This is a genomic window from Phycisphaeraceae bacterium (assembly GCA_040222855.1).
Taxonomy (GTDB): domain Bacteria; phylum Planctomycetota; class Phycisphaerae; order Phycisphaerales; family Phycisphaeraceae; genus Mucisphaera.
Genome location: JAVKCD010000025.1, coordinates 929787 through 943019 on the forward strand (window position 1 = coordinate 929787; position 13233 = coordinate 943019).

The window sequence follows — 13233 nt, forward strand, 5'->3', positions numbered from 1 at the left end:
CCCGACAACACCATCACAACCCAATAACCCCAACCAACGCCTCCTTCGCCTCCCGACACACCCGCACCAACCCCGGGTCCGCCAACTCCTCAGCACTCAGCCGCTCTGGATAAAACCGCTCCGCCCAATTACACAGCGCCGCGTACCGCTCCTCCGTCAACCACAGCCCCGCCGGGATCGCCGCCCGCTGCGCCGCATCCATCACCACTCTAAGCCGCAGACACGCCGGTCCCCCGCCATTACGCATCGACTGATGCAGATCAAAAAACAGCACTTCATCCACCACACCATCACGCTTCCAATCCTCAAGCAACCCGCCAACACACTCAACCCGCTGACACTGCTCCGGACACACCATCACCCGCCGCCCATCACCCGCCGTCAGCAACTGACTGTTGAACAGATACGACCGCACCGCATCCTCGAGACTCACCCGCTCCGCCGCCACCTCCACCACCCGCAGCGTCCCCCGCCCAAGCCCCTCGTAGCACCTCCGAATCCGGTCCAGCGTCGCCGCCTGACCCACATAAGCCAGCTCGTGCACCAGCAGCAGGTCCCGATCCCCCACCGCGATCACATCGTTGTGAAACACGCCACCATCAATCGCCACTGGCGACTGCTGCACCATCACCACACCCTCCGGATCCAGCCCATGCCGCCGCGCCACCGCCTCCGAGGCCGACCGCATCTGCCGCGCATTAAACGTTCTCGGCTCAACCCCACCCGCCACCGACCCCCTCGGCCCCTCCGCCCCGTACACAAAAACCTCGATCCCCGTCTCGCCATGCTCCGCCGCCAGCCGCGTGTGGTTCGCCGCCCCTTCATCCGACAACGCCGCTGGCAACGGATCATGCACCGCAAACAACGCCTCATCCGCAAACACCCGCCTCAGCATCCGCGTCGTCAACCCCGCCTCGATCGACCGATGCAGCGCACTCGACAGATTCGCCGCCGACACATGCAACCGCCCATCCGCCGTGTCCGCCGAAGGACTCACCGTCCCCGCGTTCGCCGTCCACATCGCCGACGAACTCCACGCCGCCGCCAGCAAACCCGGCGCCTCCTGCTGCGCCTTCCACAGCACCGCCGCATCATCACCCGAAAACCCCACACTCCGAAGCAACCCCAGGTCCGGCCTCAACTGAGGCGGAAACACCGCCTGCGCCACCCCCAGCCCCGCCACAGCCCGCGCCTTCGCCAACCCCTGCAACACCGCCGCCCTCGGCTCCGACACCAACCCCCGATTCCCCCGCGAAGCCAGATTCCCCGGACCCAAACCCGCGTAGTTGTGACTCGGACCCACCAACCCATCAAACTGAACCTCCGCCGCCCCACTCACCCATTCACCTCGATCCCCGGCAGCGGCTTCTCCACCGCCGCCAGCTTCGCCGCCTCAATCGACGCCACCGGAAACGCGCAATACCCCGCCGCCGCCGCCGCACTCGGCCGATGATTCCCACTCCGGCCCACACCCCCAAAAGGCAGCTTGCCCGAAGCCCCCACCGTCGGCCCATTGAGATTGATCACACCCGCCCGAACCGAATGCACAAACCGCTCAAAGTCACCCACCTCATCCGTCAGAAGCGACGCCGCCAACCCATACCGCGTCCGATTCGCCAGTTCGATCGCACACTCCAGATCATCCGCCGTCATCACCCGCAGCAACGGCCCAAAATGCTCCTCATCCGGCAACCGATCCACCATCGAATCCACATCCAAAACCCCAGGCCGCAACACCCCATCGTGCGCCCCACACACCGCCACCGGCTCCAACACCCGCGCCCCAAGCTCAACCAGCCCCTCCTGCGCCGCCAACATCGCACGACCCGCCTCCGGACTGATCACCGGACCACAAAACGACGCCGGCTCCGCATCCTGCGCCCCCACCCGGATCGACCGAGTAATCCGTAGCAGCCGATCAACAAACGCATCACGATCCACCGCCCGAGTCAGAATCACCCGCCGCGCACAGTTGCACCGCTGACCCGCTGTCGAAAACGCCGACACCGCCACCGTATAAGCCGCCGCCTCCACATCACCCACTCGATCCACCACGATCGGATTATTCCCGCCCAGCTCCAGCGCCACAATCTTTCCCGGTTCATCCAGCAGCCGCTGTGCAATCGCCCGACCCGCACCATAACTACCCGTAAACAACACCCCATCCACCTGCTCATGCGCCACCAGCGCCTCACCCGTCGCCCGACCACCCACCACCGCCGACACCACACCCGCAGGCGCCTCCGCCTCCTGCCACAACGCCGCCATCAGCATCCCCGCCGTAGGCGTCTTCTCACTCGGCTTGAACACCACCGTGTTCCCCGCCAGCAACGCGGGCGTAATGTGCCCGTTCGGCAAATGAACCGGAAAGTTAAACGGCCCCAGCACCGCCAACACCCCATGCGCCCGATACCGCGCCACCCCGCGACCATTGGGCAACTCAAACACCCGCTCACCTAGCTGCCGCTCATGCTCCGCGATCGACGTCTCGATCTTCGCACCAATCAGCCCCACCTCACCCCGCGCCTCCCACATCGGCTTGCCCGACTCCCGCGCCACCGCCTCCGCCAAATCCTCAGCACGCTCCGCCGCCAACGCCGCAAACCGCCGGACAACAACGACCCGAGCCTCAACCCCCATACCCGACCACTCAGCCAACGCCGCCCGCGCCGCCATTATCGCACGATCCACCTCCACCCCCGTCGCCTCCGCCCCCACCCACGTCGCCTCAAGCGACCACGGATCCTGAGCCCGAAGCTCCGCGCCACCACCCTCAACCCATCGCCCACCAATCAGATGCAGACCGTTTTCCATAACCCCAGCTTAACCTCTGACAGATGAATAAAGCCGAGCAGCCCGAACCGCCTCTCCAGAATCAACACCAAGACGCCCCATCACATCCGCCCCAACCACCAACCCCGCCTCACCAACCTCCGCCACCGCCAGCACCGCCCGAAAATTCTCTTCAGTCGCCGCGATCATCCACCGCTCACCCCCCGCATCAACCTCTCCCGAAAGCACCTCAAAACGCTCACTAGCCCGCACCGTCGCAATCTCCGCCGTCGCACACCGCAGCACCGGACCCGCATCAAAAATATCCACCAGGTCCGTCACCTCAAAACCCTGCTGCTCCAGCAACCGCAACGCCGGCAGCGTGTCCTCATGCACCTGACCCACCACATCCCGAGCCGACTCAGGCAGCAGATTCAGATACACCGGGTGCCTGGGCATCAACTCCGCAATGAACTGCTTGTCATAAGCCGACCGAAAATCCGCCGTCGTGTAGTCCACCGCAAAAAAATGCCGGCCCACCGCATCCCAAAACAAACTCCGCCCCACCGAATCGACCACGCCCCGCAACTCCGCAATCACACCCGTCTGGTACCGCTCTGGCCGCTCCGCCATCTCCAGAAACCGCGCCAACGACAAAAAACGCCCCACCCCGGACCGCCGCGCATTCGGACTCAAAAACAGCGTCCCAATCTCACTCGGACCATGCCGCTCCACATACCGATGCAGCACATCCACCTCCTGCCGGATCCCCAGACCCTCCGACTCATGTGTTAGCTGCTCCCGCCGAAACGCATACCACGGCTCCCCCACACCAACCTGCCGGACAATCCCTGATGTCCCCAGCAGCCGCCCGCTCCGCACATCCTCCAGCACAAACAACCGCGTCTCCCACGCTAGCGACCGCTCAATCCGCTCCCGCAACAAACCCTCCTCCGCAGGCAACGTCGTCAAACCATGCCCCGTCTGCATGGCCAACTCATGCAGACCATCAAGATCACCCCCCCGCACCAACCGCATCAGCAAATGATCACTCAACGGCTCTCCTTCTCCAGCATCTGATGCCGAACCACACGCAACTTCTCCTTGATCCGATCCAACTCTCCCTCCAACGCCACCAACTCCTCCGCCGCACCCGTCGATGCCTTCCTCGCCTCAGCCTCCGCCTGAGCCTCATGCATCGAGTTGATGATCACACCAATAAACAGATTCAGCATGATCATCGTCCCCACCAGCACAAAACTCACGAAATACAACGCACCCACCATCGGCTGCGCATGCGAACGCTCCGGCAGCACCGCCGGATTATCAATCGCATACACATGCGACCCGAACATCTGGATGTACATCACATCCGTCCAGTCCTCCAGCGTCACAATCCGAAACAACGACAACAACGCCAACTGCAAATTCCCAAAGTGAATTGGATCATTCTCCCGAAACAAAAACACACCCAATACCGCATAAATATAAAACAGGATGATGAGCAGCATCCCCACATAACCCATCGAAGGGATACTCTTAAGAAGCGCCTCCACCAACAACTGAAGCCTAGGCAGAGCCGACACAAGACGAAGCGCACGAAGCACCCGCGCCAACCGCAAAACCGCCGCCGCATGACCCTCCATAGGCAACAAACACACCGCGATGATCACAAAATCAAACACATTCCACGGATCATGAAAATACCGATACCAGTGACGCCCATGCTGCGCCATCTTCAGCACAGCCTCCAGCACAAACAACCACAGAATCGCCCAATCCACCGTGTAGATGATCGCCCCATACCGCTCCATCACACCCGGATACGTCTCAAGACCCACCACCACCGCAGCCAACAAAATCAGCCCCAGCACCCCGTACTGGAAAAACGACGACTCAACCAGTAACCGGATCTTCTGGCTCAGCATGGCCGGAAGCATACCCGCTTCACCATCACCCGACACCAACCCCCATCAACTCAGTCCTCACAGCCGCAACGCTCATCACCCTCCGCTGGCTGACGCGGATCACCAGCAGGATCCCACCAGCACCAATGCCCACCATCAAGCACCAACTCCTCGTCCAGCATCCTCGACGCATGACCGTCAGCAAACACCATCGGCGAACCCGAATCCTGATGCCGATACCCACGCTCAGGAATATGCCCCGTAATCCCCGCCCACCGCGTAAAACCCGGAATCACATACCAACCGTCAGACGTCACCTGACGCTCAAACGGCTCCACCGCCTGATCACCCAACAAAATAATCTCCGACGGAGCCGGGATCACGTCATACCCAAAGCCCCACCGATCAAAATACATCGCCCCATTGATCCCATAAGACGAATACTGCTCACCCGGATAAGGCAAAATACCCCGCGATGCTAGCCGATCCAGATCATCCTGAAGCACCGAAGGGCAATGCAGCACCGAACCCGCCCCCGTCATCGCATCCCGCGCGCTCACATCAAGCCCTAGGTAACCCTCCAACGGCGAGATCATCCGCACATGCTCCGCCTCCCCATCACTCACAGACCCCGCCCACAACCTCGAAAACACACCATAATCCAGCTGATACGCATACTGCGCCACCGCCAGTTGACGAAGCTGACTCATACACTCAGCCTCTCGAGCAACCGGACGAACCTGCGCCAACGCTGGCAGCAACAAGCCGATCAGCAGCGCCAGAATCGACACCACCACCAGCAACTCGATCAGCGTAAACCCCGGTTGCCTCCGGACCGTAAAGATTCCCATACCCAAGAATACACCTCTCTCACGCGCCAAGCAGATCAAAAAGCCCCAACATTGAATAAAGATAGTTTGGTCATTTATATCACATTCTTGTAAAGTGATAACGACTTAATAGAAGGGAACCCGCTGATGGCATTTCTCGTCAAACTCATCGTCTTCGGATTCATCGCACTCGTCGCCTCCTACTACGGGATCTACTTCCTCGTCGCAGGCGGGATGAGCCCCGAAGAGCAGGCCCAGCAACTCCGCGACCAGGTTCAACCCGGCATGAGCTGGGTCGATGTCGTCGACATCCGCGAACCCAAACGCGTCCTGCGCACCTCCTTCAGCAACATGGGCATGCCCCGACAGATCGAATCCGACTACGACAAAGACAACGTCCGAACCATGGTCAGCTCAGGCAAAGCCGCCGACGGCTTCGCCTTCCCCTTCGTGTTCTCCAGCAACACCGCCTTCAGCATCAACTTCGACGCCTCCGGAGCCGTCACCTCCGTTACCGATGACGCCACCGCCAACGATCTCTTCAACGGAAAACTCTTCTCACCCTGAGCCAAGCCAACCCCGCGCACCACACACCCCTAGCCCCCTGCAACCCAACACCTACAGCCCGAACAGCGACGCCTCATCACCCCCCTCAACCCAGGCCGGAACCGCCCCGATCATCTGCCGCGTCCCCTGAGACGCAGGCACGACCGACAGCATCAGCCACTGATCAGAACGCTGCCCCAGCCCATCTGTCACCCGAATCAGCAACTCAACATCCCGAGCCTCAGACACCGAACCCCGCAACGCACCCGCCTCCGTCAGAATCAGACCCGCTGGCAGCACCCCTTCAACCAGCGACCACCGCTTTACGCCCCAGCCCCCCGGCACAAACAAAGCGTGATCGATCGACTTACCCTCCTCAAACTCCAGCTCAACGCTCGACACGCCGCCAGGCACCGCAGGCGGAAAGACCCGCGCATCCGTCAACGGAACATGGACACCATCAGGACCACTGATCGTCACATCCAGAAACTCCCCGCCCGTCTGCTCAAAGTACAGAATCTCCACATCATGATGACCAGCCTCGAGATACACCCCGCCGCTTCGAGATATCACCCCCTGAACACTATCGTTGTCGATCACCACATGACCATCAATCCGCAGAACACTCCCGTTGTCCGACTCCGTTGCAAACCCGACATAACCCGATGAATCCAACAGAAGATGCCCGTAAAACCGGATCGCATAGTTGTCCGACACACCCTCAGGCTTCAAACCCGCATGGATACGGTCAGTGATTCCCGTCTCAATCAGGACCCCATCCCCAAACGCCTGCTCCACACTCAGCGCCCCGTTGTGGCGATAAACCTCATACCTCAAGCCACTCCCACCCAGCACCGGGTGATCCAGCACCACAAGCTCAATCTGATCTGTCGCCAATCCACCGTCCTCATCCATCACCGTGACCTCAACCCCGTAAACACCCGGCGTCGCCGTCGTCGTCCCGGTAATCACGCCATCAACACCCAGCACCAGCCCTTCAGGAAGTGACGACGGATCCGCCGACCACGCCAACACACCGTTTCCACCCTGCACCTGAATCAAATGCTCATAAGCCAAACCCCGCGCCACCGCAGGCAGAATCTCGCTCGTGATCCTTGGCGTACTCTCCACCACCACCGCATCGCGAAGACGAACATCATCCACCCACACAACATCACCACCCGGAACATTCACATCGGCGGCCACAAACGCAACCACAATGAACTCATAGCCCGACCCGAAATCCACCTCAAGCGAATACGACCCATCACCACCCGCTTCGCCAATCAGATCACCACTGCTCAGCAGCGCATCCACCGCCCCGCCCAGACCGTACAACAGCGCCGGCGACTCAGTACTCCCACGATCAAAATGAAACTCATCACCATTCACACCAAACACCACGACACGAAGATCATTGTCAGGCCCGACAGCCTCCACCGAGCCAGCCTCGAAAACCAGCTGATGCGCCCCGACGGTGACACCCTCGTCCCGCACCACCAAACTCATACTCCTCGCATGATCTGGAAATGCCACATCCCCGACACCCTTCACAGCACGCCCACCCTCCGACCGCCAGCCATAGCCCACCCAGCCTAGACCCTCATCCCCGTTCGAGGGCTCACGCCAACCCGGGAACACCAACACACCACCCGCACCCTCAAACCCAGCCGAACCCAACGGGTCATACGACGACGCATCATCCGCATACACCACCTCACTCAACGCCGCCCGACGCCCAGACAAGTCCGTCACCGTCAGCGTAACCGTCTGCACGCCACCCCCCTCAAACACGTGCCGAACCCGAGAACCATAAGCGTCCGCCTCACCATCACCATCAAAATCCCACGCGTAACTCACGATCCCGTTCGTCTTATCCCCCAGCGGATCAAGACTCAACGACCCTCGCGCATCAAACCCGAACGAACGACTCGCCAGCAACTCATAAGTGAACGAAGCAAGGACAACCACATCACTCACAGGCTCGATCGTCTCGAACGTCACCCCATCCAGCACCAGATACTCGGGTACCAGACCGTCATTAATCGTCCCCCCACGATCCCGCAACATCGCCCGCTCCACACCAGTGAAGGTGCTGTTGACGACCCGCATCGCCGATGAACGCGCCGGAGTCTCATCCGCCAGATTCCAGATCCCCTCGGACAAGACCCACATCCCGATCTCAAACCCACCCACCGTTAAACCCTCGTACAACAGACTCTTCGACGCAGCATTCGCCGCAAACCCCCGACCCCGCGCATCACCATTCCCATTCGGGGAATACGCCACCGGGTCCTCAAGATCACCCAGAATCAACCCATCCACAAAATCCACCTGGCTCGTGTACTGACTGAAAATACCCTCACCGTGAATCGCCCAGAACCGAAATCCCTCGATCGTCGTCCTCAACCGATGCGCCGGCGTCCCTTGGCCAAACGTAAACACCCCCTCGCCATCCTGATTCCGCATGTGCCCCCACGTCACCAGACCAAACAGCGAGTTGATCGTCGTCGAACCCACGATTCCCCGCGCCGGAACATTAAACGCATCCACCTCCTCTAACCCCTGGGTGATCGCCGGATCATCAAGCACCGCCGAAGGAATCTTCACACTCCGCATCCCGTCCACATTGCTAAACAGCATAAAACCCGCACCCGCCGCACTCGCCGCAATGTTGTCCTCTAGCAGGACCTGACCCGCCCCCTGTACCCAATATCCCTCGCCATTAAAACCAAAATCAAACAACGGCACCCGCGGCGATAAATCAAAATCCTGCTGCCACCGATCATCTCCCGTCGTCTTGATCGTCAGATTCCGCGACCATCTCCCAATCTCGTTCCCATCCTCCGACGCGATCGCCGTGCCCACCACATCAAAAACCACGTTCTCCTCAAGCACCGCGTGGCTGTCGTGATGCACAACTCCCCACCCCGGACTACCCCACACCACATTCCCAGTCACCAACGCCGGCGTCGAACTCAAATCACCCGCACCCAACCGATGCAGATGCAGCGCATAACGCCCCCGCGGATTAGACCCCACACCCACCGTGCCATCCACGTTCACCACCGGATCATCAATCAACCGATTCTTGTCCGTCCGCCCCAGATCCGTAAAACTCGCATGCCGCACCACCACCTCCGCCGAGTGCATCAACATCACATGACCACGCTCCTGCGTCGGCACCGACTCAGCCTCCAGCGTACGAATCTCCACGTTCCGAGTCATGTTCGCGCCGTAAACATGCAGCTGCCAATCACCATAACCCTCAGGCGGAGCATGATCCCACAACAACGAAGTCAGCCCATCCGCAGCGTCATTCGTCCGATTAATAAACGTCACCACCGTCTGTCGCTGACCAACCAGCTCCACCGATACAATCTCCAACACCTCATCATGAAACCGCGTATTGGCTTCATCCGAACCATTCGCGTCATACGAAGTCCCCGTCAAAACCAATATGTCCCCCGGCAGCCAACCCTGTGCTCCACCCAGAAATACCAAACGCTCATCACCGCTCCGCGGCGCCACAGCCAACGGCAGATACGCCGTCTTATCCGCCCCCACAATCCAGGTCTCACCATGCGTTAATAAACCTCGCCCCAACTTCGTCGGGTCCGTGATCGGCCCCGCAGAAGCATCAATCAACAACTCAGCACGAACCCCCTCCGCAATCGGCCCTGAATCATTACCCATACTAAAGACCGACCCCGGCATCGCCACAAACGTATCCACCACCAGCCGTGTATCCACATCCGACCTGAATGCAAACGTGCCCCCACCATCCACACGAACGCCACGGTAAGACACATCACTCGCAACGTCATAGATGACATAAACACCAGACGGAACAAGCACCGACATCCCCTCACCAGGAACCACGCCGCCCCAAGTTGACGCGTCCGACCACAACCCCGAACGCACCGCCACCGCATCCGCCTCCTCCGCAGGCAACAACGCACCCAACTCACCATGCATCCCACCACCCATCGACATCGACGCCGACGCCGACGCCGCACCCGGCTCCTCCAAAACCGAAACCCCCGCAATCTCATAAACCGGTACCAACTCAGCGCCATCCAACACCGACGCAGAGAACAACAACCTCGGCTCCAGAGCCTCAAGCCGACCAGCGGCCTCAACAGACCAACCGCGCACAGTCTCTAACCGCTTCCACCACATCAAGAATGACTCCATCCACAGGCGTCGTCGAAAAGCCCGCAAGGATCGCGCACCAAATCACGCCCCGAAACCGGGTCGCTTTCTCTAACGCTAATCATCCGCTTCTTTCAGCCTCCGACGACGGAACTACTCTCACCGTCCCCATACCGCACCATATCCGACCGACAGCCGAACACAACCCCCCAGACAACACATCACACGCCTCATGTCAAAACAGGCAATCCCTCTCATTGCCTCAGCCCACCTTGACACCGCCACAACACGATTCAATCAAAGAACTTACAGCACGAACAAACCGACAGCCAACCCCTCGCCAAATAACACAGAACGATCAAGAAAAAATACCGCGAACTGCTTTCAACGTATATATTATGCAAGGACGAACGCTGACTCACACATTCTCGATTCGAGAGAGGGAAAAAGGAACACACCCATGAGCAAGACCATCCCCTGCGCGCTGACCGCTATCACCACACTCGCCCTCACCACCTCTCTCGCCTCCGCCGTCACCTACGACGGCCCCGCCACCGGCAGCTGGAACATCCCCGCCCACTGGGACACAGGCAGCGTCCCCAGCAGCACCGAACCTGTACTCATCGACGCTCGCGCCCAAAACTCCACCGTCGAACTCAACATCAACACCACCATCGGCTCACTCCAGATCGCCATAGGCGACACCCTCCAGCTCAACAACAGCTTCGACCTCATCGTCGGGCCAACAACCTCGGTTGATAACAACGGCACGATCATCACCCAGGCCTCCAGCGGCACCACCGTCCTTAACGTCCAGGGCTTCGCCATCCAGGGCACCGGCGAAATCATCCTCAACCACCCCACAGTCGCCCAAATCCTCACCACCGACCAGGTCCTCCTCCACGACACCGCCCACACCATCCGCGGCGCCGGCCGCATCCTCAACAACACAGGCGGAATGAACAACCTCGGCTCCATCATCGCCCAGGGGGCCACCGCACTCACCATCAACCCCAACGCCCAGGGATACACCCAGTCGGACACCGCAACCCTCCGAGCCGAAGGCACTGGCGGACTCACGTTCGATGACGGCACCTTCACTCTTGGTCAATCCACCATCGATATCCTCGACGGATCAAGGCTCACCACCTCCTCCGGCACGGAAATCATTGGCGGACGATTCGCCACCACCGGATCAGGCTTCGTACAAACCGCCAACGGAACCATCTTCGACGCCATCACGCTCAACACCGGCGCCCGACTTAACCACCTCAACGTCCACGACGTCACGGTCCGCAACGGACTCACCAACAACGGAACCTGGCAGTATCAGGCCAGCTCTTCCTCAAGCATCACCACCTTCGAGGGCAACCAGACCATCACCGGCACTGGTGAGATCGTCCTCAACCACCCCACCGTCGCCATCATCAACACCGACGGCAGCACCGTCACCAACGCCGCCGGACACACCATCCGAGGCACAGGCAACATCCTCAGCAACGTTGGCAGCATGATCAACGACGGCACCATTCGTGCCGACGCCGCCTCAGCACTCACCATCGATCCCGATGCCTCTGGATTCACCAACAGCAACGCCGCCAATCTTGAAGCCACAGGCACCGGCGGACTCACCTTCGCCGCTGGCGACTTCAACCTCAACAGCTCCACCGTCAACATCAATAATGGATCACGACTCACCCTCTCCCCCGGCACCAACATCATTGGCGGAACCCTCCAGACCTCCGGCTCTGGCCACGTCATCACCGCCAACACCGCCTCACTCAACGCCGTCACCATCGCCGCCGGATCCCTCGTCAACCACCTGAATGTCGACGATGTCGACATCACCAACGGACTCACCAACAACGGCACATGGCAGTTCCAGGCCTCCAACTCCAGCTCCATCCTCAACTTCATCGGCTCTCAGACCATCTCCGGCACCGGCGAGATCGTCCTCAATCACCCCTCCGTCGCCATACTCCGTGCCGACGCAGGATCCACCATCACCAACGACGCCAACCACACCATCCGCGGGACCGGCAACCTCCTCAACAACACCTCCGGCATGCTCAACCTCGGCACCATCATCGCACAGGGACCCAATGCCCTCACCATCGATCCCGACGCCACAGGCTTCACCACCGAAGGAACACTCCGCGCCGAAGGCACAGGCGGAATCGACTTCGCCGAAGGCGAGCACACCTTCGTCAACACCACCCTCGATATCCTCGATGGCAGCCGCGCCGATGCGCTCACGAACGCTACCCTCATCGACCTCGATCTCGTCGGATCAGGAACCGGAACCTTCCACGCCAACAACAACTCAACCTTCGTCCGCCCCACAATCACCTCAGGCACCGTCAACCAACCCAACGTCGCCGACGCCACCATCCAAGGCGGACTCACCAACCACGGAATATGGCACCTCGACGGATTCAACGTAGTAACCATCCTCATCTTCGACGGAAGTGAATCGATCGCTGGCACCGGCGAGATCACCCTCTCCAACTCAGGCGTAAACGCCATCCGCGCAGCCACCGATGTCACCATCACCCACGGACCCGATCACACCATCCGAGGTGCCGGCAACCTCCTCAGCAACAGCTCCGGAATGGATAACGCCGGAACCATCATCGCCCAGGGATCCATCGCTCTCGTGATCGACCCCTCCAACCTCGGCTTTAACAACACCGGAACCCTCCGCGCCGAAGGCACAGGCGGACTCACCCTCGAAGACGGGCTCTTCACGCTCAACAACACCACGACACAAGTCCTCGACGGCTCAAAAATCACCCTCGCCTCAGGAGCACACCTCGCCAACGGAACCCTCGAAACCCTCGGCTCCGGCCAGGTCATCACCGCCACCGGTACCACCTTCCAGACCATGACCATCACCCCGGGCTCCGTCGTCAACCAGAACAACAGCCATCAGGTCGCCATCGTCGACAGCCTCACCAACAACGGAACATGGAACGTCAACGGGTTCAACATCCCCACCACCATCACCCTCTCCGGAACCAGCA

Annotated in this window: 8 protein-coding genes; 2 read left to right on the forward strand and 6 right to left on the reverse strand. The window is 60.3% G+C overall.

Features of this window, described 5'->3' with window-relative positions:
• Positions 1-13: 13 nt before the first annotated feature.
• The 5 genes from RIG82_13750 to RIG82_13770 are packed head-to-tail and all read right to left on the reverse strand — an operon-like array spanning position 14 to position 5530.
• The gene (locus RIG82_13750) at positions 14-1339 is read right to left on the reverse strand and encodes an N-succinylarginine dihydrolase (GenBank protein MEQ9462008.1); all 1326 of its coding nucleotides are present in this window, start codon (positions 1337-1339) and stop codon (positions 14-16) included.
• Complete coding sequence (locus RIG82_13755; protein ID MEQ9462009.1) at positions 1336-2814, reverse strand: succinylglutamate-semialdehyde dehydrogenase; 1479 nt, start codon at positions 2812-2814, stop codon at positions 1336-1338. The genes RIG82_13750 and RIG82_13755 overlap by 4 nt, the downstream gene beginning before the upstream one ends.
• 9 nt (positions 2815-2823) lie before the next feature.
• Positions 2824-3828, reverse strand: coding sequence for an arginine N-succinyltransferase (locus RIG82_13760; protein ID MEQ9462010.1), 1005 nt, complete (start codon positions 3826-3828; stop codon positions 2824-2826).
• A complete protein-coding gene (locus RIG82_13765) occupies positions 3825-4700 on the reverse strand; it encodes an ion transporter (protein MEQ9462011.1) in 876 nt (291 codons plus the stop codon). Before RIG82_13765 ends, RIG82_13760 begins: the two co-directional genes overlap by 4 nt.
• A 50-nt stretch (positions 4701-4750) precedes the next feature.
• The gene (locus tag RIG82_13770; protein ID MEQ9462012.1) at positions 4751-5530 is read right to left on the reverse strand and encodes a prepilin-type N-terminal cleavage/methylation domain-containing protein; all 780 of its coding nucleotides are present in this window, start codon (positions 5528-5530) and stop codon (positions 4751-4753) included.
• 126 nt (positions 5531-5656) lie between these two features.
• Between RIG82_13770 and RIG82_13775 the strand changes: the two genes are divergently transcribed.
• Positions 5657-6076 (forward strand): hypothetical protein, encoded by a 420-nt coding sequence (locus RIG82_13775; protein MEQ9462013.1) that lies wholly within the window; start codon positions 5657-5659, stop codon positions 6074-6076.
• 51 nt (positions 6077-6127) lie between these two features.
• Here the strand turns inward: RIG82_13775 and RIG82_13780 are convergent, their stop codons facing one another.
• A complete protein-coding gene (locus RIG82_13780; GenBank protein ID MEQ9462014.1) occupies positions 6128-10159 on the reverse strand; it encodes a PKD domain-containing protein in 4032 nt (1343 codons plus the stop codon).
• A gap of 511 nt (positions 10160-10670) precedes the next feature.
• On the opposite strand from RIG82_13780, the gene RIG82_13785 reads away from it, so the two are divergent.
• Positions 10671-13233, forward strand: a 2563-nt coding sequence (locus RIG82_13785; GenBank protein ID MEQ9462015.1) for a hypothetical protein, incomplete at its 3' end; no start/stop codon positions are given.

What these genes read in the sequence shown, in the direction of transcription:
- RIG82_13755 (MEQ9462009.1), bottom strand. Translation starts at nt 2,814, where the DNA reads ATGGAAAACGGTCTGCATCTGATTGGTGGGCGATGGGTTGAGGGTGGT.
- RIG82_13765 (MEQ9462011.1), bottom strand. Translation starts at nt 4,700, where the DNA reads ATGCTGAGCCAGAAGATCCGGTTACTGGTTGAGTCGTCGTTTTTCCAG.
- RIG82_13770 (MEQ9462012.1), bottom strand. Translation starts at nt 5,530, where the DNA reads ATGGGAATCTTTACGGTCCGGAGGCAACCGGGGTTTACGCTGATCGAG.
- RIG82_13775 (MEQ9462013.1), top strand. Translation starts at nt 5,657, where the DNA reads ATGGCATTTCTCGTCAAACTCATCGTCTTCGGATTCATCGCACTCGTC.